Genomic DNA, 22,752 nt, shown 5'->3' with positions numbered 1-22,752 from the left:
TGCCTCGGGTTCCGTGGGACGGAGGCAGGGAGGGAACGACGACGCCGTCGTGCCAGCACCTGCCGACGGCGCGCACCACGTCGTGCGTGCCGGACGAGATCCATGGCGATGCTAGAAGGAGCACCCCCCGTTACTGAACAGTTACCAAGGAACGGTGTGGGAAGTACCTAGCGGCCGGGCGCCCGCACCACACTCTCGGACGGAAGCCTCGACGGCATGGATTCAGTGCGCGAAACGTATGGCTACGTCATGCTCCGGTCACGTATATCCCGTTCCGATTGACACCCCTGGGAGGGCGTCGTTGCATGGTGACGAGGCCGCTGACCGCCGTCGCGCGCTCCCCGGCCCTCGCCGCCCCACGACGGCGAACGTGGCGACACCGGCCGCGCGCCCCGCGCGGCCCGGTCCCACGTCCCCGATCGACCAGGAAGGTTCAGGACCCGACATGCGAGTGACGAGGAAGTCGGCAGGAAGGGCAGCAGCCACGGCGCTGGTCCTCATGCTCGGGCTGACGCCGGCGGCATGCGGCGCCGGCTCCCAGGGCGGTGACGCCACGGGCGGGGGCGGCGGCTCCCGGGTCGAGGTGTTCACCTGGTGGGCAGCCGGCTCGGAGAAGGCCGGCCTGGACGCGCTGGTCGGCGTCTTCCAGGAGCAGCACCCGGACATCGAGTTCGTGAACGGCGCGGTCGCCGGCGGCGCGGGCTCGGCGGCGAAGGACCTGCTGCAGACGCGCCTGCAGGCGCAGGACCCGCCGGACACGTTCCAGGCCCACGCGGGCGCGGAGCTGCAGGACTACATCGACGCCGCCCAGATCGAGGACGTCTCCGCCCTCTACGAGGAGTTCGGCCTCACGGACGCGTTCCCGCCGGACCTGGTGGAGCGCCTGACCTCGCAGGACGGCGCGATCTACTCGATCCCGTCGAACATCCACCGCGCGAACGTGCTGTGGGCGAACCCGGCGGTGCTGGAGGAGGCGGGGCTGGACCCCGCCGCCGAGTACGCCGACCTGGACGCGTTCGTCGCGGACCTCGAGAAGCTGGACAAGGCCGGCGTGACGCCGCTGTCGGTCGCCACCACCTGGACCCAGGTCCACCTGCTGGAGACGGTGCTGCTGGCCGACCTCGGCCCCGAGGCGTACTCCGGCCTGTGGGACGGCTCCACCGACTGGGCCTCGCCCGAGGTCACCACGGCCCTCGAGCACTTCGAGACGCTCATGTCCTTCACCAACGACGACCGGGACGGCCTGGACTGGCCGGAGGCCACGCAGCAGGTGATCGACGGCACCGCAGCGTTCAACGTCATGGGCGACTGGGCCGTCGCCGCGTTCGAGGAGCAGGACAAGCAGCTCGGCACCGACTTCGTGGCCGTGCCGTCGCCGGGCACGGACGGCACGTTCGACTTCCTGGCGGACTCCTTCACCATGCCCGTCGGCGCCGAGAACCCCGAGGGCACCGAGGCGTGGCTCGAGACCGTGGGCTCGCTGGAGGGGCAGGTCGCGTTCAACAAGGCCAAGGGCTCCATCCCGGCCCGCACCGACGCCGATCCGGCGGAGTTCTCGGAGTACCAGCAGGGCGCGATCGACTCGTTCGGCCAGGACACGATCGTGTCCTCCCTGGCCCACGGTGCCGCCGCCCCCGTGGCGACCCTGAACGCCGTCAGCGACGCCACGAGCAAGTTCACGACGGGCGCCTCGGATCTACCCACCTTCCAGGACGAACTGGCCGCGGCCACCGCGAGCTGACCGGCCCGGCGCCGGGAGCTCAGATCCGCCGATTCGACGTGGGGTGAACGGATGACGGTCCTTCTGGAACCGATGAGCAGGAAGGCCCCCAGAAGGTTCGACGCCGTCTCACCCGGGCGCTACGCCGCCCGGCGCACGCTGCGCTACGGCCTGATCCTGGCGTTCGCGGTCCTGGTGCTCATCCCGGTGTACGTGCTGTTCGTGACCAGTTTCAAGGGCTCGGGCGACGCCACCCCGGCGCGCGCCTGGTCGATCCCCGAGGTGTGGACCACCGAGAACTGGCGGGCGGCCTGGACCTCGCTCTCCCCCTCGATCTGGCGCACGGTGCAGATGGTGGTGCCGTCCACCGTCGTCTCCGCGTTCCTCGGTTCCCTGAACGGCTTCGTCCTCGCGCGCTGGCGGTTCCCGGGCGCCGACACCGTCTTCGCGCTGATCCTGTTCGGCATGTTCATCCCCTATCAGGCCGTGATGATCCCGCTGAACCAGCTCGTGCTGGACCTGAGGGTCCCGAACGGCATCCCGAGCCTGATCCTGCTGCACGTCGTCTTCGGCCTGCCGATCACCACCCTGATCTTCCGCGGCTTCTACCGGAGCGTGCCCGCCGAGCTCGTCGAGGCCGCGCGGGTCGACGGCGCCGGCCCGCTGCGCACCTACTGGTCGGTGGTGCTGCCGATCTCGGTCCCGAGCTTCGCCGTCGTCCTCATCTGGCAGTTCACGAACGGCTGGAACGACTACCTGTTCGCCGTCTTCTTCTCGTCCAGCCAGAACGGCCCGGTGACCATCGCCCTCAACAACCTCGCCAACGGCGCGCTGCTCCAGAACTACGGCGTGAGCATGGCCGGAGCTCTCCTGGCGTCGCTGCCGACCCTGCTGGTCTACGTCGTCCTGGGCAGGTACTTCGTGGGCGGCCTCATGTCGGGGTCGGTCAAGGGATGAACTGACCGCGCCCGCCGTTCGCTATGCTCCAGGGCAACCATCGCCCCCGTCTACCGCGGGGCGGCTACACGCAAGGAGCCGGATGCCTGCCGCGGACGGCGGCGCTCCGGCGGCAACGGAAAGTTCAGGGCGTCAGATGCGATTCACTCGGAGGACCACCACGGCGCTGGCGACGGCGGCCGCTCTCGGCACGATCCTCGCCGGCTGCGCCACCGGGGCGGGCAGCTCGGCCCCCGCCGTCAGATCCCACGACGACGTGACGGTCTACACCTGGTGGGCCGAGGGCGTCGAGCAGCAGGGTCTGAACGCCCTGGCCACAGCGTTCGAAGAGCAAAATCCTGGCATCGAGTTCGTCGACGACGGGATCACCGGCGGCGGCGGCTCCGCCGCCAAGGAGCACCTGCAGACCCGCCTCGAGACCCAGGACCCGCCGGACAGCTTCCTCGCCCACGCGGGCGCCGAGCTGCAGGACTACATCGACGGGAAGTACATCCAGGACCTGTCCCCCCTCTACCAGGAGCTCGGCCTGACGAACGCCTTCCCCGAGGACCTCATCGAGCGGCTGTCCACCGACGGCAAGATCTACTCGGTGCCCTCGAACATCCACCGCGCCAACGTGATGTGGGTCAACCCGGCGGTGCTGCAGCAGCACGGCCTCGACCCCTCGGGCGAGTACGCGGACCTCGACGGCTTCATCGCCGACCTGGAGACGCTCAAGGCCGCGGGGGTCAGCGCGCCGCTGTCGGTCGGCACCACCTGGGCCCAGGTGCACCTGCTCGAGACGGTGCTGCTGGCGGATCTCGGCCCGGCCGCCTACAACGGGCTCTGGAGCGGCGAGACCGACTGGAGCGGCCCCGAGGTGACCACCGCGCTCGAGCACTACCGGACGCTCCTGAGCTACTCCAACCCCGACCGCGACGACATCGACTGGCAGCCCGCCACGGAGAAGGTCATCGCGGGCGAGTCCGCGTTCAACGTCATGGGCGACTGGGCCCTGACCGCGTTCGAGTCGCAGGGCAAGAAGCTCGGCACCGACTTCCTGGCGGTCCCCTCGCCGGGCACGAGCGGCGAGTTCGACTTCCTCGCCGACTCGTTCACCATGTCGACGGGGATCCTCGACGAGGAGAGCGCGAAGGCCTGGCTGAAGACCATCGGCTCCAAGGAGGGCCAGGTCCGGTTCAACAAGATCAAGGGCTCGATCCCGGCCCGGGAGGACGTCGACGCCGGGCAGTTCACCCCGTACCAGCAGATGGCGATCAAGTCCTTCCGGCAGGACACGATCGTCTCCTCGCTGGCGCACGGCGCCGCGGTGCCCGTCTCGCACCTGGACCAGATCACCGCCGCCACGGCGGCGTTCTCCAGGGACCTCGACGTCGCCGCGTTCCAGTCGGCGCTCGTCGCCGCGGCCGCGGGCTGACGCCGGATCGTGCTCCGCACGGGCGGCGTCGTCCCCGGCGACGCCGCCCGCCGGCTGAGAGAAACCTTTGCGTCAACCGTCCGCCGGGTTTGAACGGACTAATCCTCTTGGACGCTCGTCCTAGTCGTTTGTTCAATGACTGGTGGCAGCATCATCAGCACCACGGCTGCCACTGCGATCAGGACGGCCGTCCAGCCGCAGATCACCACCCAGGCCGGGCCGCCGCCGAGAGCCGCCATCAAACCGGCGAGGACCTGGAACAACTGCCAGGTGATGATCGCGCCGCGGGCGACCCGCCCGCCACGGAACAGGGACCGGCCGGCCGCGACGAGCCCCCAGGCCGCGCCCGCGAGCGCCAGGACGAGGAAGATCGAGACCCCGACGGACCCGGAACGGCCCGAGATCAGCTCACCCAGTACTGCCAGCGCGAACGCGGCCGCGGCCCCTGCCTCTACCACAAGGAGCGCCAGAAGTGAACGCAGTAACGGCAAAGCTTTGCTCACAGTATCGCTTTCATGTTGGAAGTTGACGGGCCGGATCAGCAATGAAGTGGACTTTCACATTAGTGTGACCGAAACCTCACCAGCTGTAACGCAGAAAATTTGGCGCGACCCCTTGTGCCGGGCTTCACGAGATGTAAACCTAGTACCAGCAAGCCCAACCCCCCGAACACACGAACCGTTCGAGCGCCATCAGCGCACTGCGGCCGAAAACGTTGCACAGTCGCCCGTCCACACCGGGACGCAGTGCAGACAGGCCCGTCAGCGGCCCAGGACGCATGACGAAGGCGAGCGCCACTTCGGCAACGCCCGGACGAGACGTGATGTTCCACCACAAGGAGTATCCGACATGGACTGGCGCCACCGTGCAGCGTGCCTCGAAGAAGACCCTGAACTGTTTTTCCCCATCGGTAACACCGGCCCTGCCCTGCTGCAGATCGAAGAGGCCAAGGCCGTGTGCCGCCGTTGTGACGTCGTCGACACCTGCCTGAAGTGGGCGATCGACTCCGGGCAGGACTCGGGCGTCTGGGGCGGCATGAGCGAGGACGAGCGTCGCGCGCTGAAGCGTCGTACCGCTCGCGCCCGCCGCGCAGGCTGACGCGAACACAGGACTACCCCCGATAAGTCACGCACCCCCCGTATGCGAGCGAGACGCCCGGACACCCCCCATCGTCCGGGCGTCTCGCCGTACCAGGACGCCGTCGTCCCAGGACGCCCGTGGTCTCAGGACGTCCGTCCCCCGCCGTCGCGCAGGCGCAGCCGCAGTTCGACCTGCGTGCCCCCGCCCTCCCGCGCCGCCCAGTCGATCGTCCCGCCCAGCTCGTTCTGCACGAGCGTCCGCACGATCTGCGTTCCGAGCCCGCTGCCCGGCCCGCCCCCGCCGGGCGTGCCGTCGTCGGCCGGTCCCAGCCCCACGCCGTCGTCGGACACCGTGATGCGCAGGTCGCTGCCGCTGCGCTCGACGTCGATCCCGACCGTCCCGGAGGGACGTCCCGGGAAGCCGTGCTCGACGGCGTTCGTCACCAGCTCGGTCAGCACCAGCGCGAGCGGCGTCGCGTCCTGCGCGGGCACCAGCCCGAACGAACCGTTGCGGACCATGCGGACCTGGGTCTGCGCGGACGCGACGTCGGCCGTGAGGCGCAGCGCCCGGCCCACCATGTCGTCGAGCTCGACGACCTCGTCCAGCGTCTGGGACAGCGACTCGTGCACGAGCGCGATGGTCGCCACGCGCCGCATCGCCTCCTCCAGGGCCTCCCGCGCCTCGGGCACGTCCATGCGCCGCGCCTGGAGGCGCAGCAGCGCCGCCACGGTCTGCAGGTTGTTCTTCACGCGGTGATGGATCTCGCGGATCGTCGCGTCCTTGGTGATCAGCTCGCGCTCGCGACGGCGGAGCTCCGAGACGTCACGGCACAGCAGCACCGCGCCGATCCGCTGCCCGTGATCCGTCAGCGGCATCGCGCGCAGCGACAGCGCCACGCCCCGCGCCTCGATGTCGGTGCGCCACGGCGCGCGGCCCATGACCACGAGCGGCAGGGACTCGTCCACCGGGTTGGCCTGGCGCTCCACGACCCGCGCCACGACCTCCACCAGCGGCTGCCCGCCGAGCGGCCCGATCACGCCGAGCCGGTGGAAGCAGGACAGCGCGTTGGGGCTCGCGTACAGCACCTCGCCCTCGGAGTTCAGGCGGATGAGCCCGTCCCCGACGCGCGGCGCGCCGCGGCGCGGGCCGGTCGCCGCGTTGGGCAGCGGGAACTCCCCGCGCGCGATCATCGCGACCAGGTCGTCGGCGGCCTCGACGTAGTTCAGCTCGAGGCGCGACGGCGTGCGGCCGGACCCGAGGTTCGTCTGCCGGGAGACGACGGCGATCGCGCGGCCCTTGTGCACCACCGGCACCGCCTCCTCGCGCACCGCGTAGGCGCCGAACCAGCGCGGCTCCCGCGCCCGCTGCGCGCGGGTCTCCTCGATCGCCCGCTGGAGCTGCGGGCGCTGCCCCTCGGGCGCGTACGAGGCCACGATGTCGTCGTAGTGGACGGTGGAGCCCGTCGACGGCCGGCACTGGGCGAGGGCGACGAAGCGACCGTCCGCCGTCGGCAGCCACAGCACCAGGTCGGCGAAGGCGAGGTCGGAGATGACCTGCCAGTCGCCCACCAGGAGATGCAGCCACTCGACGTCGGCCGGTTCCAGCTCGGCGTGCTCGAGGATCAGGTCACTCATCGCGGACACCGCACCAGGGTAAGTTGTGAGCGGTAGAGCACGCTGTTCCGGTCCAACCCAGCCGGTCCCCGGCCGGCGGAAGCGCAGCGACGGCGCCCGCAGGCGAGGTACGAGCCGAGGACGACGGAGCCCGGCGGCCCGGGAGAACAGAGAAACCGCGGGCAACCCCCACGCGTTACAGTTCTGAACACCGGCGCACCCCGAGGAGAGCACGTGCACCTGACGGTCGACCTGACGTACCCCGCCGGCCTCGACGACGTCTCGGCGATGCTCGCCGACGAACGCTTCGTCCGCTGGCGCACCGAGCAGACCGTCCGGGCCGGGGCCCCGGACGGCGGAACCGTCGAGCAGGCGGACGTGACCGGGTCGGTCGAGGGCGGGTTCACCGTCGTCGTCCGCCGGACGCTCCCCACCGACCAGATCCCCGCGCAGGTGCGCAGCTTCGTGGGCAACACCCTGGAGGTCCGCCAGGCGGAGGCCTGGGAGAGCCAGGACGGCGGCCGGCGCGTGGGCACCCTCTCGGTCGAGATCCTCGGCGCGCCCGTGCGCATCACCGGGACGGTCCGGCTCGAGCAGCTGCCCGACGGCGGCACCCGCCAGACGTACGACGGCGACGTGCGGGCCACGGTCCCGCTGTTCGGCACCGTGGTGGAGGACGCCGCCGCGCGGGCCGTGCGCACGACGCTGGAGGCCGAGGCGGCGGCGGGCCGCACATGGCTGGCGCAGCGTCCGTAGCGCGGTCCTGAGCGCGGTCCTGACGGGGCGTCGCGGGGGCTCGCCGGGGCGGCAGCGCGGGCCCCGTGAGCAGGTGGGCCGGTGTTAACCGGTTCACACCTGCCGGACCTCTCGACACGTCGCGCGATGGTACCGGACACTCCACAGGCCGTGTGACGCCGGTGGGGAAACCCTTTCCCAGCTTGACACGACACCTGTGATGGCACGACCATCGTCGGGCATGGGAGCGCTACCACAGGGACGTGACCACAAGCGCTCCCGGATCTTCACGGGTCGCACGGCCGCACCCGCACACGTCGAAGGGAACACAATGGACGTCGAGACCGCAGCAGCGACCGGACTGGCGGGCGGCAGCACCCTCGCCGCGCCCGGCACGGCGCTGCCCTACACGCCGATCCCCCCGCGCCCGCCACAGGGCGCGAACGGGACCGGGCGCGTGGCCTTCCCGCAAGGATTTCTCTGGGGAGCGGCGACAGCGGCCTACCAGGTCGAGGGGGCTGCCCACACCGACGGACGCGAGGATTCCATCTGGGACGTGTTCGCGAAGGTGCCCGGCGCCGTCGTGAACCAGGAGGACGGCGCGGTCGCCTGCGACCAGTACCACCGCTACCCGGCCGACGTCGCGCTGATGAAACGGCTCGGGATCAAGGCCTACCGGTTCTCCACGTCCTGGGCCCGCATCCAGCCCGGCGGCCGGGAGTTCAACGCGGCCGGCCTGGGCTACTACGACCGCCTCGTGGACGAGCTCCTCGGCGCGGACATCCTGCCGTGGCTCACCCTGTACCACTGGGACCTGCCGCAGGGCATCGAGGACGACGGCGGCTGGCCGGCGCGCGACACCGCCTACCGGTTCCGCGACTACGCCGTGGCGACGCACGAGCGCCTCGGCGACCGGGTCGGCGTGTGGACCACGCTCAACGAGCCGTGGTGCGCCGCGTTCCTCGGCTACACCGGCGGCCAGCACGCGCCCGGGCGCCAGTCCCGCGAGGACGGCCTCGCCGCCGCGCACCACCTGATGCTCGGCCACGGCCTGGCGATCCAGGCCCTGCGCGAGCGGGCGCCTGAGGCGAACCTCGGCATCACGCTGAACTTCGAGGTCGAGGACCCGCTGGACCCCGAGAACCCGGCCGACGTGGACGCCGCCCGCAAGCTCGACGGCGGCTTCACGCGGATCTTCGCCGACCCGATCCTGCGCGGCGCGTACCCGCAGGACGTGCTGGACGACGTCGAGCCGTACGGGCTGCAGAAGTACATCCAGGACGGCGACCTCGAGATCATCTCGACGCCGATCGACACCCTGGGCGTGAACTACTACCACGGCAACGCCGTGGCGGCGACGCCCGCCGAGCGCGAGCTCCAGGGCAGCCCGGTGCTGCCCCGCGAGACCTCGTCCCCGTTCCCGGCCGGCGACGGCGTGTACGTGCACCCGCGCGACCTGCCCGTCACCGACCAGGACTGGGAGATCCACCCCGAGGGCCTGACCCGGCTCCTGCTGCGCCTGCAGCAGGACTACACGGGCCCGCGCGGCATCGCGATGTACGTCACGGAGAACGGCTGCGCGTACGACGACGTCGCCGACGCGGACGGCTTCGTCCAGGACGACAAGCGCATCGAGTTCATCGACGGCCACCTGCGCGCCATCAAGGACGCGATCGACGAGGGCGCCGACGTCAGGGGCTACTTCGGCTGGTCGCTGCTGGACAACTACGAGTGGGCGTGGGGCTACGGCAAGCGGTTCGGTCTCGTCCGCGTCGACTACGAGACACAGGAACGCGTCGTCAAGGCGTCCGGACGCTGGTACGGTCAGGTCGCAACAGACAACTCGGTGCCCGAGCTGTCCACGACGTAACCGGTAGCCGACGAGGGAGTGCGTGCTGACGAACGACGGACCCCCGACGCTGGACGACGTCGCGCGCACCGCCGGGGTCTCCCGGTCGACCGCGTCGCGCGCGATCAACGGCGGCCTGCGTGTCTCTCCGGAGGCGCAGGCCGCCGTCGACGACGCCGTCGCACGCCTCGGGTACTCACCGAACCGTGCCGCCCGGTCGCTCGTGACCCGGCGCACGGACTCGATCGCGCTCGTGGTGCCCGAGCCGGACGGGCGGATCCTCACGGACCCGTTCCTCGCGGGCACGCTGCGCGGCGTCTCCGACGCCCTGGCTGGCACGGATCTGCAGCTCGTGCTGCTGCTGGCCCGGCCCGGTGAGCATCCCGGGCAGATGGCCCGCTACCTGCGCAGCGGGCACGTCGACGGCGTCATCGTCACCTCGCACCACCGCGGGGACCACCTCGAGGCCGAGCTGGCCGGCGGCAAGCTGCCCGCGGTCTTCGTCGGCCGCCCGTTCGCGTCCGACGACGCCGGGCTCCACTGGGTCGACGTGGACAACGTCACGGGTGGCCGGCTCGCCACCCGGCGGCTCATCGAACGCGGCTGCCGCCGGATCGCCACGGTCACGGGCCCGCTTGACATGACGGCGGCCGTGGACCGGTTCGCGGGCTGGCGCGAGGAGATGGCCGCCACCGGGCTGCCGGACGACGCCTACGTCGAGGGCGACTTCACGGTCTCCGGCGGCACGGCCGCGACGCAGCACCTGCTCGACGAGCACCCGGACGTGGACGCGATCTTCATCGCCTCCGACCTGATGGCGGAGGGCGCCCTGCACGCCCTGGCCGCCCGCGGCATCTCCGTCCCGGGCGACATCGCCGTGACGGGCTTCGACGACCTGGGCATCGCGGCGTCGGCCACCCCGCGCCTGACCACGGTCCGCAACCCGGTGGTCGAGATGGTCAACGCGGCCACCAGCACACTGCTGACCATGCTCGCCGGCGAACAGGTCCCCTCGGCCCCCCTCATCATGGACGCCGTCCTGATAGAGGGCGCCTCGGCCTGAACCCCGTGCGGGCCGGCAGGCGGAAATCGCGCGAGAAAGCGCTCTCATGCGCGATTTCCGCCTGCCAGCCGGCCACGCCCTCCTACCGCGGGTCGCGGGTGTGGCCGTAGCGGTGCGTGGTGCGGCTGATCGCCTGTTCGCGGAGCATCGTCAGGAGCTCGCGGCGGCCGCTCGCCAGGACCGGCGCGTCCAGGACGGTCACCGTGGCGGCCCGGGTCGCGGCCGCCGCCCGCAGGCCAGGGGCCGCGCCGATGACCCGGATCCGGCCCGTCACCGTGCCGTCCGCGACGGCGGCGGCGAACCGCTGGTGGGTCAGGTGCCCGACGACGACGCCGGGTGCATCAGGCGCCAGGGTCGCCTCCGCGCCGGGCGTCGCCGCCTCGGTTCCAGCAGGCACCGCGTCGCTTCCGGCAGGCGTCGGGGTGTCGCTCCCCGCAGGCACCGCGGCGGCCTGCCCCGCAGGGAGCGGCCTCGACACCGTGACCGGGACGCCCGCCCGCCTCGCCGCGGCGAGGACGCGCTCGACCTCGATCTCCAGGGCACCCTCGCCGACGCGGACGGTCAGCGCGGGGACCGGGCGGTAGCGGAACACGTTCGACTCGGCCTCCAGGCCCGCCGGGTCGTGGTCGGCGCCGAACTCACCGGCCCACCAGGCGTCGTCGTCGGACATCGCCCAGGCGAGCCAGCCGGACGGGTCGTCGTGCCGGGACGGCACGGGGGCTGCGTCGGACCAGCGGCCGAGCTGCGCGACGTAGTTCGGGCCGCCGGCCTTGGCGCCCGGGCCCACCGACGACGCCTTCCAGCCGCCGAACGACTGCCGCTGCACGATCGCGCCGGTGATGTGCCGGTTCACGTACGCGTTGCCGACCTCGACGCGGTCGAGCCAGTGGTCGATCTCGGCGTCGTCCAGGGAGTGCAGGCCGCCCGTGAGGCCGAAGGAGACCGCGTTCTGCAGGTCGATCGCCTCGTCGAGCGTGCGCGCGGTCATGATGCCGAGCACCGGGCCGAAGACCTCGGTGAGGTGGAAGAACGAGCCCGGCCGGACGCCGTCGCGCACGCCCGGCGTCCACAGCCGGCCCGGCTCCAGGCCCGCGGCGCTGGCCGTGCTCGGGTCGACGCTCCTCCGGCTGTGCTCCGGGAACGTGTGTCGTTCCTCGTCCCGCAGCCTCCGCTCGCCCTCCGTCACGTCGTCGTCGAGCCGGCGCGGCTCGACGAGCCACGACTCGCCGTCGTCCAGGGTGGTCAGCGCGCGCAGCAGCTTGCCCTGCGCGGGCTCCGTCAGCGGGCCCATGGTCGTCGACAGAGACGTGGCCGGGCCCACCGCGAGCGAGCGGGCGGCGTCGGCCAGCTGGCGGCGGAAGCGCCCACCGGTCGGCGACGACGGGTCGGCCACCGAGCCGACGAGGATCACGAGCGACGCCGCCGAGCACTTCTGCCCGGCATGCCCGAACGCGGAGCGGATCACGTCGGCGACCGCCAGGTCCAGGTCGGCCGACGGCGTGACCACCAGCGCGTTCTTGCCGCTCGTCTCGGCGAGCACCTGCAGCTCCGGACGCCAGGAGGCGAACATCTGCGCGGTCTCGATCGCGCCGGTGAGCAGCACGCGGGCGACGCCGTCGTGCGTGACCAGGCGGCGGCCGAGGTCGCCGTCGGGCACGCGGACGTACTGGACGACGTCGCGCGCCGCGGCCGGGTCCAGCCCGATCTCCGGGGCCACCTCGTCCAGCGCGGCGTGGACGGCGTCCACGGCGAGCTCGTAGCAGCGTGGCGTGGGCGGCGCGGGCTTCGCGATGACGGGAGACCCGGCGGCGAGCGCGGCCAGCACGCCCCCGATCGGGATCGCGACCGGGAAGTTCCACGGCGGGGTCACCAGCGTGACGCCGTCCGGGTGGAACCCGGCGCCGGGGCAGGCGCCCGCGGCGGGGTCGAGAAGCTCGGCACTCGCCGCGTAGTAGCCGGCGAAGTCCACCGCCTCGCTGATCTCCGGGTCGGCCTCCGCGACGGTCTTGCCGGCCTCGTGCACGGCGGCCGCGATCAGGTCGGCGCGGGCCGCCTCGAGGTGCCGCGCGGCGGCCCGGAGCACGCGGGCGCGGTCGGCAGGGGCGACGGCGGACCACACGGCCGCGGCCCGCTGCGCGCGGTCGACGACGTCGTCGACCTGTTCGGCGGTGGTGAGCGGCGCGGTGATCGCGGGCACGAAGCCCGAGCCGGGACCGACGATGCGCGCGGCCCATTCGCGCGAGGCGGCGACGGCGGGGTCGGTGTCGGGGCAGTTCTCGAAGACGGGGGCGGCATCGCCGCGCGGATCGCCGACGACGTCACCGCGGGGCTCGTCCGCGCGGTCCCCGCGAGCATCGTCGGTGCCGGGGGCTCGACCGGGGTCGTCGTCGCGGCCTCCGGCCAGGCGCCCGCTGCGGCCGGCGTCGTCGCCTCCGACCAGGTGTGCACCGTGCGCACCAACCCTGGGCTCACCGCGCGGGACCCGGCGCGGTGCCACGTCGGCCGGGGTGTAGTGGATCCCGGCCGTGACCGACTCCCGGAACGCCGCTTCCTGGCCCGTCATCGGGTCGGCCGACGCGGCGCCGTCGTCCCCCTGCAGGTCCGCGAACATCGCGTGCACGAAGTTCTGCGTCGCCGCGTTCTCCTCCAGGCGCCGCACCAGGTACGAGATCGCGACGTCGAAGTCCTCGTTCCGCACCACCGGCGTGTAGAGCACCACGCGCCCGCCGCCGGCCCGGATCTCGTCGCGGACGGCCGCCGACTCCGCGGGCGCCATGCCCTGCAGCATCTCGATGTCGAGGCCTTCGGCGACGCCGCGGGCGCGCGCCAGCAGCACGGCGAGGGCCACGTGGAACAGGTTGTGCGACGCCGCGCCGATCCGGACGGCGGCCGTCCGGTCCGGCCGGAGCGCATGGTCCAGCAGCCGCACGTAGTTCGCGTCGACGCCGGGCTTGTCCGGGTACGGCGCCTGCGGCCAGCCGTGCAGCGCGGCCTCGACGCGCTCCATCGACAGGTTCGCGCCCTTGACCAGGCGCACCTTGATGCGGGCGCCACCCGCGGCGACGCGGCGCGTGGCGAAGGCCGTGAGGTCGTCGAGCGCGCCCAGCGCGTCCGGGAGGTAGGCCTGCAGCACGATGCCGGCCTCCAGCCCGCGGAACTCGTCGCGGTCCAGGACGGTCTGGAAGACCGCGGTGGTCAGCGCCAGGTCGCGGTACTCCTCCATGTCCAGGTTCACGAACACGCCGTGGTCGCGCGCCGCGCGGTACAGCGGCAGCAGCCGCTCGACGACGCGGTCGCGCGAACCCGCGAGGTCCCACGTGACGAGCTGGGCCGCGACGCTGGAGACCTTGACGGACACGTAGTCGACGTCGGGCCGCTTCACGAGCGCGATCGTCCGCTCCAGGCGCGCGGCCGCCTCGGCCTCACCGAGCACCGCCTCGCCGAGCAGGTTGACGTTGAGCGTGTACCCCTGGGCGCGCGTCCGTGCGAGGTGGGCGGCGAGCCCGGGCCCGGCGTCGGCCACGAGGTGCCCGACGAGCTGCCGCAGCCGCGCCCGCGCGGCGGGCACGACGACGGCGGGCGCGACCGGCGCGGCCAGCGCGCCCGCGCGGAACAGGAACCTGTCGACCGGGCTCAGGAACGACGCCGAACCCGCCCGCGACCCGAGCCTGGCCAGCGCCTTCGCGGCCACGCGGGCGTCCTGGGGGCGGGCGACGTCGTCGACGAAGCTCATCGCGAGCTCGAGGCCCGCGGGGTCGGAGACGAGCGCGCCGAGCGCCCGGGAGGCGCGCGCGGCGGTGCGGTCCTCCGGTGAGGGGCGGGCGGCCCGCTGCTCGCTCGCGCCGATCCAGCGGCGGGCGAGCGCGACGGCGTCGTCGGTCAGGGCCTCGGGCGAGACGGCGGCGCTCGTGGCGCCGTCCGGCACGTCGGTGTGCGGTGCAGCCTGGTGGTGCTGCGCGGAACTCTTCATGCCTCCAGGGTGCACCCGGCCTCCGGCCGCGGTCTTGTCGCTGCTTCCCGCCGACGCCGCGGGTTCCGGACAAGGCCGGACGCAGGACGAGCGAGGGCCGGCGGACGGCCCGGCGGGTGCGGGGGTGGCCGACGCCGACGCCGACGCCGGCGGGCGCGGGCCGGCACCGGCGAGCGGGCCCGGACGGCCCGGCGGGGGTGGGCGTGGGCCGGCTGGCCGGACGGCCCCGGTCCGGCGCCAGCGCCGGCGGGCGGGCGGGCGTGAGAATGGGGCGATGAACGTGTCCGACGACGCCGGGTGGCCCGAGGCGAAGGCCCTGCTGGACGCCCTGAGCCCCGCCATGGTCGCCCTGATGGACGAGCTGACCGGCGTCATGTTCTGCGCGAAGGACGCGGCGGGCCGGTACGTCCTGGTCAACGAGGTCTTCGTGGCGCGCACGCGGGAGCGTTCGCGGCGTGACGTCGTCGGCCGTCGCGCGCCGGACCTCTTCGTCGCGGAGCTGGCCGAACGCTACGAGGAGCAGGACGACCGCGTTCGCGGCACCGGCCGCCCCCTGCGCGGCGAGCTCGAGCTCATCCGGCACGCCGGCGGCGCGCCCGGCTGGTTCCTCACGTCGAAGCTGCCGGTGTCCGACGACGACGGCCGGTTCGTGGGCCTGGTCTCCGTCTCGCAGGACCTGCGCTCGGGCGACGCCGACGACGCGACGATCCGCGACATGGCCCGGCTCCGCCACGAGATCGAAGCCCGTCTCGAGCTCGGCGACGTGCCGACGGCGGGCGACCTGGCCGCGCTGTCCGGCTACGAGCCGGGCGCCCTGGAACGCCGGGTGCGCCGGGTCTTCGGGATCTCCCCGCGTCAGCTCGTCCTTCGCCTGCGGCTGGACCGCGCGACCCACCTGCTGACCTCCACGACGGTCCCGCTGGCCCAGATCGCCACCGCCGCGGGGTTCGCCGACCAGCCCTCCTTCACGCGCACCTTCGCCCGCGTCACCGGCGAGACCCCGGCCGCCTTCCGCCGCCGCAGCACGGCGGCCAGGCCGCCCGCCTGACGACCCGCCAGGCCGCCCGGCCGCCCGCCTGACGACCGCGTGTGCCCCGGTCGCCCCGCAGGCGGAAATCGCGGATCAGGCTGAATTCGCGCGGGATGGCGCTTACCTGAGCGAATTCAGCCTGATCCGCGATCTCTGCCTGCCGGTTTTGCGAGGGTCTAGGCCGGGACGTGGAGGGCGATGGCCCGGGCCACCAGCGCCGGCTTCTCCTCGCCCTCGATCTCGACCGTGACGTCGGACTCGACCCGGGTGCCGCGGGCGGCCGGGGTGACCGCGGCGACCACCGCCGTCGCCCGCACGCGGCTGCCCGATCTCACCGGGGTCAGGAAGCGGACCTTGTCGGACCCCGCGTTGACCACCATCGCCACGCCCTCGACCTCCAGGAGCCCGCGCATCAGGCGCGGCAGGAGCGACAGCGTGAGGTAGCCGTGGGCGATCGTCGCGCCGAACAGGCCCGACGCCGCCCGCTCGGCGTCGAGGTGGATCCACTGCGGGTCCTCGGTCGCCTCGGCGAACAGCGCGATCCGTTCCTGGGTGACCTCGACCCAGTCACCCGGGCCGAGCTCGGTCCCGGTCAGCCCTGCGAGCTCTCCGTACGTGGTCTGCATCACTGCGATCCTCCCAGGTCAGCGGGCGCGACGGCGGTGTCGCGCGTGAGCAGTAGTCTGCATCAAAATCGAGAATGTTGTAAACCGCCCGGACCTCGGGATCCTCACCTTGTCGGAATCCCACAAGCTGGACGCGCTATCACCAGCACCCCGTCCTGACGACGACGCTCCCCGGGCGCACGTACTGTCGGAACATGACAACTCTCGCGTTCCCCCTCGTCCCGCGGACGAACCCGCGTCAGGTTCTCGCTGACCTGATCCCCGCGGAGGGCAGCCGCGCCAGGGCCGTCACCCGCGACGTGGTCCTCGTCGTCGCGGTCGCCGCGCTCACGGCCCTCGCCGCCCAGGTCCGCGTCCCGCTCCCCTTCACCCCCGTGCCGATCTCCGGCCAGACCTTCGCCGTGCTGCTCGGCGCCGCCGCCCTCGGCCCGGTGCGCGGCGCGGCCGCCCAGGCGCTGTACGTGGCCGTCGGCCTGATCGGCGTGCCGGTGTTCACCGACGGCACCTCCGGCACCGCGGTGCTCTTCGGCGCCACCGGCGGTTACCTCGTCGGCTTCGTCGCGGCGGCCGTCGTCGTCGGCGCGCTGGCCCGGCGCGGCCTGGACCGCGGCGTGCTCGGCACGGTGCTGGCGTACGCGGCCGGCTCGCTCGTGATCTACGCGATCGGCATGCCGTGGCTCGCCGCGGTCGCCGGCCTGAACGCCGGCGAGGCCTTCGCGATGGGCGTCGCGCCGTTCCTGATCGGCGACGCGATCAAGGCGGCCGTCGCGGGCGCCCTCCTCCCGTCGGCCTGGCGCCTGACGCGCCGCTGACCCGGCCGCCCTCCCGGCGGACGACGACGGCACCCGGCCGCCGTCGTCCGCCAGGAACCACCGGATCTCCCGGCGATCCGCGCACCGCACGCCGGATGCCACACACCGGACGCCCGACACCGCACGCCGGGCGCCCGACACCGCACGCCGGACGCTGCACGCCGGATGCCGGACGCCGGACGCCGGACGCCGGACGCCACACACCGGACGCCCGACACCGCACGCCGGATGCTGGATGCCGGACGCCCGACACCGGACACCGCCCGGCGGGCGGCGCCCGCTCCCCGACCCGACCCGCACCGGCGAACCGTGATCACAGCAGTATGTTTGCCGGATCGTCACGATTCGATCCGGATCACATCCTGCTGTTGCGGCCGCCCGAGGGATACATTGAAGTTGGGTCGCAGATCCCGCGACCCTGACGACCGCGCCGCCGCCCCACAAGGGCAGGCGCCTGTTCTCCCCGGAGGACCATGTGACAACGATGTCCGCCACCGAGGCCGCCGAGGCCGCCCCGGTCGCACCCCCCAGCACGGGCGCCCCCGCCAAGGGCTCGGCGCTCGAGACGGCCCACGCCCAGCTCGCCGCCGCCGTCGGCATCCTCGGCTACGACGACGGCCTGCACACCATGCTCCGCATGCCGCGCCGCGAGATGCACGTGGCGGTGCCCCTGCGCCGCGACAACGGCACCACCGAGGTGCTGCACGGCTTCCGGGTCCAGCACAACGTCAGCCTGGGGCCGGGCAAGGGCGGCCTGCGCTACCACCCGGACGTGGAGATCGACGAGGTCCGCGCCCTGGCGATGTGGATGACCTGGAAGTGCGGCGTCGTCAACCTGCCGTACGGCGGCGCCAAGGGCGGCGTCGCGATCGACCCGCGCCAGTACTCCAAGGGCGAGCTGGAGCGCGTCACGCGCCGCTACACGTCCGAGATCATGCCGATGATCGGCCCGGACAACGACATCATGGCGCCCGACATGGGCACCGACGCCCAGACCATGGCCTGGGTCATGGACACCTACTCGGTCGCCAAGGGCTACACGATCCCCGCCGTGGTCACCGGCAAGCCGCTCGCCGTGGGCGGGTCGCTCGGGCGCGGCACGGCGACGTCGGCCGGGCTCGTGCACGTGACCGCCGCCGCGCTGGCCGACGCCGGGGTCCCCCTGGAGGGCACCACCGTCGCGATCCAGGGCTTCGGCAAGGTCGGCGGGCACGCCGCGGAGATCTTCGCGGAGCGCGGCGCGAAGGTGGTCGCCGTCAGCGACCAGTACGGCGGCATCCGGAACGACGGCGGCCTCGACGTCAAGCGGCTCATGGAGCACGTCGGGCAGACCGGTTCGGTGGTCGGGTTCGACGACGCCGACGCGATCAGCAACACCGAGCTCCTCGCGCTCGACGTCGACGTGCTGGCCCCGTCCGCGATCGAGGGCGTGCTCGACGAGCACACCTCCGGCACGGTCCGCGCCCGCTGGGTCGTCGAGGGCGCCAACGGCCCGACGACGGCGGCAGGTGACACGATCCTCGCCGAGAAGGGCGTCACGGTGGTCCCGGACGTGCTGGCCAACGCGGGCGGCGTCGTCGTCTCCTACTTCGAGTGGGTGCAGGCGAACCAGACGTACTGGTGGACCGAGCAGGAGATCGCCGAGAAGCTCGAGGACCGCATGCACCGCGCCTACCGCGACGTGGCCGACCTCGCCCGCCGCGAGCACCTGTCGCTGCGCGACGCCGCGATCACCATCGGCGTCCAGCGCGTCGCCGAGGCCCACCAGATCCGAGGCCTCTACCCGTGACGATCGGGTAGGGCCTCAGGACGAACGGCCCGCAGGGGGTCGCGGCCACCGCTGTCGCGACCCCCTGCACGCCGTCCCCGCCCCGCGCGAATTCCGGTGCGCCCGGCCTGCCCACCGGCCTATGCTCGGGCGGTGCCTCAGGAATCCGAACTGGTCGCGCGGCTGCGGGCCGCAGGGTGTGTGTTCGCGGAGGACGAGGCCGCGCTGCTGGTCGAGGCCGCCGGGGACGACGCCGCCCGCCTCGAGCGGATGGCGGCCGCGCGCATCGCCGGCGCGCCGCTCGAGCAGGTGCTCGGCTGGGCCGAGCTCTGGGAGCGGCGCTGGATCGTGGCGCCGGGCGTCTTCGTGCCCCGCCGCCGCTCCGAGCTGCTCGTCCGTGAGGCGCTGGAGGCGGTGCGGCCAGAACGGTTCGTCCCGGGCGGCACGAGCGGCGACAGCGGTCGCGGCCTCGGTGGTGACCGCCGCGCCGGCGCCGGTCGCGGCCGCGTCGTCGTCGTCGACCTGTGCTGCGGCTGCGGTGCCCTGGGCGGTTCCGTCGCCCTCGACCTGGTGGCCTCGGGGCACGACGTCGAGCTCCACGCGGCCGACGCCGACCCCGCCGCCACGGCCTGCGCCCGCGCGAACCTCGCCGCGATCCCGGGCGCGCACGTCCACGACGGCGACCTCGACGCCCCGCTCCCGGATGCCCTCCGCGGCCGGGCGGACATCCTGCTGTGCAACGCCCCGTACGTCCCGAGCGACGCGATCGCCCTCATGCCCCGCGAGGCCCGCGACCACGAACCCCGCCTGGCCCTGGACGGCGGCCGGGACGGCCTCGACATCCTCCGCCGCGCGATCACCGCGGCCCCCGGCTGGCTCCGCCCGGGCGGCACTCTCCTGTTCGAGACCGGCCACGACCAGGCCGACGCCGCGAGCGCCGCGGCGGAGGCCGCGGGCCTCGTCCCGCGCGTCGTGGCCGACGACGACCTCGGCGCCACGGCCGTCCTGGCCCGCCTCCCCGCGAGGTAGTGCCTCCGCACTGACGGAGGCACCACCCCGCGGACGGGCAGGTCAGCACCGGGTTCAGCTCAGGGGCTGGCGCGCCGCCCAGTCCGTGAGGGTGGTGCGGGGGCCCGTGAAGAACGGGATCTCCTCGCGGACGTGGCGGCGGGCCTCCGTGGCGCGCAGGTCGCGCATGAGGTCGACGATGCGGTGCAGCTCGTCGGCCTCGAAGGCCAGGATCCACTCGTAGTCGCCCAGCGCGAACGCCGAGACCGTGTTGGCCCGCACGTCCTTGTAGCCCGCGGCGGCCATGCCGTGGTCGCGCAGCATGGTGCGGCGCTCGCCCTCGGGCAGCAGGTACCAGTCGTACGAGCGCACGAACGGGTACACGCAGATGTAGTCCCGCGGCCGCTCGCCCGCCAGGAACGCCGGCACGTGACCGCGGTTGAACTCCGCGGGCCGGTGCATCGCGGCGACCGACCACACCGGCTCCAGCGAGCGCCCCAGCGTGGACGCGCGCAGCCGCTGGTAGGCGCCCTGCACGGCCTCGACGGACGGCCCGTGCGTCCACAGCATCAGGTCGGCGTCGGAGCGCAGGCCGCCGATGTCGTACCAGCCGCGCGCCACCAGGTCGCCGTCGGCCCGGGCCGCGTCGCGCCCGGCGTCCGTCGTCGTCCCACCGTCCCCCCAGGCCGCGTCCTCGGCCTCCGCGACGAGCGCCTGGCGCTCGTCGCCGTCCTCGGGGAGCGTCTCGGTGAGGGAGAACACCGAGAACATCGTGTAGCGGATCGACGCGTTGATCGCGTCGGCGTCGATCGCGTGGCCGGTGTCGCCGTGGACGTGGTGGCCGTCCGACGACGCGGGGCGGGTGGTGTCGCTCACTGGTGCATGTCCTCCGAGCAGAGTGCGGGGATGCCGCTGGGCTCCTCGTGGCGCCGCAGGCAGCAGTTCGGGGCTGTGACCGACGCGAGCGCCGGCAGGTCCCCCACCGTAGCCTCCGCGACGTCGTCGCCGCGTGCCAGGCCGGCGCGTTCCAGCACCAGGTCGACGAGCCCGCGCACGAACGGCTCGCGCGTGCCGACCGTCCCGGCGCGGACCGCGGTGACGCCCAGTTCGGCGGCGGTGGCCAGGGCCTCGGTGTCGAGGTCGTAGGCGACCTCCATGTGGTCGCTGACGAAGCCGATCGGGGAGATGACGACGTCGCGCACGCCCTGGGCGGCCAGCGCCGCCAGGTGGTCGTTGACGTCGGGCTCCAGCCACGGCTGGCTCGGCGGGCCGGAGCGCGAGCAGTACGTCAGGTCCCACTCGACGTCGTGCCCGAGCCGCTCCCCCACGGCCGCGGCGACCAGCCGCGCGACCGACAGGTGCTGCTCGGAGTACGACGCGTGCCCGACGGCGGACGCCGCCTCCATCGTGTCGGGGATCGAGTGCGTCACGAACACGAGGCGCGCGGCGGCGCCGTCGCCCCCGGCCTCCGCGAGCGCGGCGTACCCGTCGACGACGGCGTCGACGTTGGCCCGCACGAAGCCCGGGTGGTTGAAGTAGGGGCGGATCTTGTCGAACTGGATGCCGGTGGAGCCGTCCGGCCCGAGCTGCCCGCGCCCGTCCAGGACCGTCGCGAGGTCCTCGCGGTACTGGCGGCAGCCGGAGTAGCTGCTGTACGCGGAGGTCACGAGCGCGACGACGCGCCTGGCCCCCAGCTGCTCCAGCTCGTCGACCGCGTCGTTCGTGTACGGCGCCCAGTTGCGGTTGCCCCACACGACCGGCAGGTCGACGCCGCGCCGCGCGAGCTCCGCCTCGAGCGCGGCCTTGAGCGCGAGGTTCTGCTCGTTGATGGGGCTCTTGCCGCCGAACCGGTAGTAGTGCTCGCCGACCTCCTCGAGCCGCGCGTCCGGGATGCCCTTCCCCGCGGTCACGTTGCGCAGGAAGGGCACGACGTCCTCGGGCTTGTCGGGCCCGCCGAACGAGTACAGGAACAGGGCGTCATAGGGTGCGACGGCGGCCGCCGGGCTCGCGACGATCGGTTCCGCGGGCTCCGCCACGGTCGTGGACTGGAGGGAAGGGGGCATGCTCCCCATCTTCCCACCAGCACCGGAGCTGGATCACATCATCAGGGACATCCGCGACGTGACATCGACGGCACGGATTGTCAGATCGGCGCGGGACCACGAGCCGGTCAGGAGGCCGGTGGCGGCTGCCGGGCGTGGACGCTGCCGCGGGTCAGGCGTTCGCTGAGGAACGGCAGGACGGCGAGGAGGTCCGACGGCGCCGGGCTGCGGCTCACCATCGAGACCGTCAGGCGGCCGCGGATCGGGGGCGGGGCGATCCGGTCGCGCGGGGCCGCGTACCAGCGGGCGACCAGGTCCGGGAGGACGACGGCGCAGCGCCGCTCCCGCCCGATGCGGACCGCCGCCTCCGCGGTGGCGCCGGGGCGCGCGCGGGCGCCCTTCTCGGTGAGACTGCGTTGCAGCGCCTCGGCCGACAGGTCGAGCGCGCAGTACACGACGGTCTGCCCGGCGAACGGCCGCCGGCCCGTGCCGGGTTCCGGGGCGCCCTCCGGCAGCAGCGTGACCAGGTCGTACCGGCCGACCTCGGTCGCGACCAGCCCGCGCGCGAGCGGCACCTGACCCGCGATCGTCACGAAGGCGGCGTCGAGCGTGCCGCGTTCCACCCATTCCAGCAGGCGCGGTCCGTGCTCCACCTCCGGGTGGACCACGACGTCGTCGGACAGCACGTCGAGGGCCGCGAACAGGGTTCCGGCCAGGCTCGGGAACGTGCCGACCGTGAGCGTGCGCGACCGCGCCGCGGCGAGCGACCGCCCGGAGATGCCGCGCAGGTGGTCCAGGACGTGCGCGGCCTGCACGCAGAACTCGCGCCCGGCGGGCGTGGCGCGGGCGCCGGTGGTGTCGCGCTCGAACAGCCGCGTGCCGATCCGGCGCTCCAGCGCGGCGAGCCGCTGGCTGGCCGACGGCTGCGTGATCAGCAGTTCGCGCGCGGCCGCGCCGAGCGAGCCGTGCCGCACGACCGCGTCGGCCAGGCGCAGGTCCTCGACGCTGGGCAATGAGCTCATAGCCATACTCTATGAGCCGGCGTGCTTGCCCGGCGTCTAC

The 22,752-nt window shown here is 73.3% G+C and carries 18 protein-coding genes; 11 read left to right on the top strand and 7 right to left on the bottom strand.

What is annotated here, in order from left to right:
- Window positions 1-445: 445 nt before the first annotated feature.
- The 3 genes from ABD208_RS09575 to ABD208_RS09565 all read left to right on the top strand — a co-directional run bounded on the left by ABD208_RS09575 (window position 446) and on the right by ABD208_RS09565 (window position 4,094).
- Window positions 446-1,741, top strand: a complete 1,296-nt coding sequence (locus ABD208_RS09575; RefSeq protein WP_344101957.1) for an ABC transporter substrate-binding protein — start codon at window positions 446-448, stop codon at window positions 1,739-1,741.
- 72 nt (window positions 1,742-1,813) lie between these two features.
- Entirely contained in the window at window positions 1,814-2,677 is an 864-nt protein-coding gene (locus tag ABD208_RS09570; protein WP_344101955.1) for a carbohydrate ABC transporter permease, read from the top strand.
- 136 nt (window positions 2,678-2,813) lie between these two features.
- Complete coding sequence (locus tag ABD208_RS09565; RefSeq protein ID WP_344101953.1) at window positions 2,814-4,094, top strand: ABC transporter substrate-binding protein; 1,281 nt, start codon at window positions 2,814-2,816, stop codon at window positions 4,092-4,094.
- 98 nt (window positions 4,095-4,192) lie between these two features.
- Here ABD208_RS09565 and ABD208_RS09560 read toward each other — a convergent pair whose 3' ends face one another.
- A complete protein-coding gene (locus ABD208_RS09560) occupies window positions 4,193-4,597 on the bottom strand; it encodes a hypothetical protein (RefSeq protein WP_344101951.1) in 405 nt (134 codons plus the stop codon).
- 346 nt (window positions 4,598-4,943) lie between these two features.
- Between ABD208_RS09560 and ABD208_RS09555 the strand changes: the two genes are divergently transcribed.
- The gene (locus ABD208_RS09555; RefSeq protein WP_123813288.1) at window positions 4,944-5,192 is read left to right on the top strand and encodes a WhiB family transcriptional regulator; all 249 of its coding nucleotides are present in this window, start codon (window positions 4,944-4,946) and stop codon (window positions 5,190-5,192) included.
- Between the two features lie 125 nt (window positions 5,193-5,317).
- Here ABD208_RS09555 and ABD208_RS09550 read toward each other — a convergent pair whose 3' ends face one another.
- On the bottom strand, window positions 5,318-6,808 hold the full coding sequence (locus ABD208_RS09550; RefSeq protein ID WP_344102296.1) for a sensor histidine kinase: 1,491 nt from the start codon (window positions 6,806-6,808) through the stop codon (window positions 5,318-5,320).
- A 213-nt stretch (window positions 6,809-7,021) separates the two neighbouring features.
- Here ABD208_RS09550 and ABD208_RS09545 point away from each other — a divergent pair, with 213 nt between their 5' ends.
- The 3 genes from ABD208_RS09545 to ABD208_RS09535 all read left to right on the top strand — a co-directional run bounded on the left by ABD208_RS09545 (window position 7,022) and on the right by ABD208_RS09535 (window position 10,434).
- The gene (locus ABD208_RS09545) at window positions 7,022-7,543 is read left to right on the top strand and encodes a DUF2505 domain-containing protein (RefSeq protein WP_344101945.1); all 522 of its coding nucleotides are present in this window, start codon (window positions 7,022-7,024) and stop codon (window positions 7,541-7,543) included.
- A 310-nt stretch (window positions 7,544-7,853) separates the two neighbouring features.
- Window positions 7,854-9,392, top strand: coding sequence for a GH1 family beta-glucosidase (locus ABD208_RS09540; RefSeq protein ID WP_344101943.1), 1,539 nt, complete (start codon window positions 7,854-7,856; stop codon window positions 9,390-9,392).
- A 25-nt stretch (window positions 9,393-9,417) separates the two neighbouring features.
- Window positions 9,418-10,434 carry a LacI family DNA-binding transcriptional regulator gene (locus ABD208_RS09535; protein ID WP_344102294.1) on the top strand — a complete coding sequence of 339 codons (1,017 nt, stop codon included), beginning with the start codon at window positions 9,418-9,420 and terminating at the stop codon, window positions 10,432-10,434.
- Between the two features lie 82 nt (window positions 10,435-10,516).
- Here ABD208_RS09535 and ABD208_RS09530 read toward each other — a convergent pair whose 3' ends face one another.
- The gene (locus ABD208_RS09530) at window positions 10,517-14,404 is read right to left on the bottom strand and encodes a proline dehydrogenase family protein (RefSeq protein ID WP_344101941.1); all 3,888 of its coding nucleotides are present in this window, start codon (window positions 14,402-14,404) and stop codon (window positions 10,517-10,519) included.
- Window positions 14,405-14,678: 274 nt separating this feature from the next.
- On the opposite strand from ABD208_RS09530, the gene ABD208_RS09525 reads away from it, so the two are divergent.
- Window positions 14,679-15,452 carry a helix-turn-helix domain-containing protein gene (locus ABD208_RS09525; RefSeq protein WP_344101939.1) on the top strand — a complete coding sequence of 258 codons (774 nt, stop codon included), beginning with the start codon at window positions 14,679-14,681 and terminating at the stop codon, window positions 15,450-15,452.
- A gap of 158 nt (window positions 15,453-15,610) precedes the next feature.
- On the opposite strand, the gene ABD208_RS09520 is transcribed toward ABD208_RS09525, so the two are convergent.
- Window positions 15,611-16,060 (bottom strand): MaoC family dehydratase, encoded by a 450-nt coding sequence (locus ABD208_RS09520; protein ID WP_344101936.1) that lies wholly within the window; start codon window positions 16,058-16,060, stop codon window positions 15,611-15,613.
- A gap of 194 nt (window positions 16,061-16,254) precedes the next feature.
- On the opposite strand from ABD208_RS09520, the gene ABD208_RS09515 reads away from it, so the two are divergent.
- The 3 genes from ABD208_RS09515 to ABD208_RS09505 all read left to right on the top strand — a co-directional run bounded on the left by ABD208_RS09515 (window position 16,255) and on the right by ABD208_RS09505 (window position 19,669).
- Window positions 16,255-16,872 carry a biotin transporter BioY gene (locus ABD208_RS09515; protein WP_344101934.1) on the top strand — a complete coding sequence of 206 codons (618 nt, stop codon included), beginning with the start codon at window positions 16,255-16,257 and terminating at the stop codon, window positions 16,870-16,872.
- 484 nt (window positions 16,873-17,356) lie between these two features.
- Entirely contained in the window at window positions 17,357-18,661 is a 1,305-nt protein-coding gene (locus ABD208_RS09510; RefSeq protein ID WP_344101932.1) for a Glu/Leu/Phe/Val family dehydrogenase, read from the top strand.
- 132 nt (window positions 18,662-18,793) lie between these two features.
- Complete coding sequence (locus tag ABD208_RS09505; protein WP_344101929.1) at window positions 18,794-19,669, top strand: methyltransferase; 876 nt, start codon at window positions 18,794-18,796, stop codon at window positions 19,667-19,669.
- 54 nt (window positions 19,670-19,723) lie between these two features.
- Here ABD208_RS09505 and hemQ read toward each other — a convergent pair whose 3' ends face one another.
- The 3 genes from hemQ to ABD208_RS09490 form a co-directional block, all read right to left on the bottom strand.
- A complete protein-coding gene (gene hemQ / locus ABD208_RS09500; RefSeq protein WP_425561087.1) occupies window positions 19,724-20,524 on the bottom strand; it encodes a hydrogen peroxide-dependent heme synthase in 801 nt (266 codons plus the stop codon).
- Window positions 20,521-21,711: a ferrochelatase gene (locus tag ABD208_RS09495; RefSeq protein WP_344101927.1), complete on the bottom strand. Its 1,191-nt coding sequence runs from the start codon at window positions 21,709-21,711 to the stop codon at window positions 20,521-20,523. Before ABD208_RS09495 ends, hemQ begins: the two co-directional genes overlap by 4 nt.
- 107 nt (window positions 21,712-21,818) lie before the next feature.
- Complete coding sequence (locus ABD208_RS09490) at window positions 21,819-22,712, bottom strand: LysR family transcriptional regulator (protein ID WP_344101924.1); 894 nt, start codon at window positions 22,710-22,712, stop codon at window positions 21,819-21,821.
- Between the last annotated feature and the right edge of the window lie 40 nt (window positions 22,713-22,752).

It is taken from the genome of Myceligenerans crystallogenes (assembly GCF_039529775.1).
Classification (GTDB): domain Bacteria; phylum Actinomycetota; class Actinomycetes; order Actinomycetales; family Cellulomonadaceae; genus Myceligenerans; species Myceligenerans crystallogenes.
Note: the sequence above shows the minus strand (reverse complement) of the source record. Positions and strands in the feature narration are given on the sequence as shown.

Coding starts and splice junctions, on each gene's coding strand:
- ABD208_RS09495 (WP_344101927.1), bottom strand. CDS start 21,711: ATGCCCCCTTCCCTCCAGTCCACGACCGTGGCGGAGCCCGCGGAACCG.
- ABD208_RS09540 (WP_344101943.1), top strand. CDS start 7,854: ATGGACGTCGAGACCGCAGCAGCGACCGGACTGGCGGGCGGCAGCACC.
- ABD208_RS09520 (WP_344101936.1), bottom strand. CDS start 16,060: ATGCAGACCACGTACGGAGAGCTCGCAGGGCTGACCGGGACCGAGCTC.
- ABD208_RS09570 (WP_344101955.1), top strand. CDS start 1,814: ATGAGCAGGAAGGCCCCCAGAAGGTTCGACGCCGTCTCACCCGGGCGC.
- ABD208_RS09530 (WP_344101941.1), bottom strand. CDS start 14,404: ATGAAGAGTTCCGCGCAGCACCACCAGGCTGCACCGCACACCGACGTG.
- ABD208_RS09575 (WP_344101957.1), top strand. CDS start 446: ATGCGAGTGACGAGGAAGTCGGCAGGAAGGGCAGCAGCCACGGCGCTG.
- ABD208_RS09565 (WP_344101953.1), top strand. CDS start 2,814: ATGCGATTCACTCGGAGGACCACCACGGCGCTGGCGACGGCGGCCGCT.
- ABD208_RS09550 (WP_344102296.1), bottom strand. CDS start 6,808: ATGAGTGACCTGATCCTCGAGCACGCCGAGCTGGAACCGGCCGACGTC.
- ABD208_RS09490 (WP_344101924.1), bottom strand. CDS start 22,712: ATGAGCTCATTGCCCAGCGTCGAGGACCTGCGCCTGGCCGACGCGGTC.
- ABD208_RS09510 (WP_344101932.1), top strand. CDS start 17,357: ATGTCCGCCACCGAGGCCGCCGAGGCCGCCCCGGTCGCACCCCCCAGC.
- ABD208_RS09515 (WP_344101934.1), top strand. CDS start 16,255: ATGACAACTCTCGCGTTCCCCCTCGTCCCGCGGACGAACCCGCGTCAG.
- ABD208_RS09525 (WP_344101939.1), top strand. CDS start 14,679: ATGAACGTGTCCGACGACGCCGGGTGGCCCGAGGCGAAGGCCCTGCTG.
- ABD208_RS09555 (WP_123813288.1), top strand. CDS start 4,944: ATGGACTGGCGCCACCGTGCAGCGTGCCTCGAAGAAGACCCTGAACTG.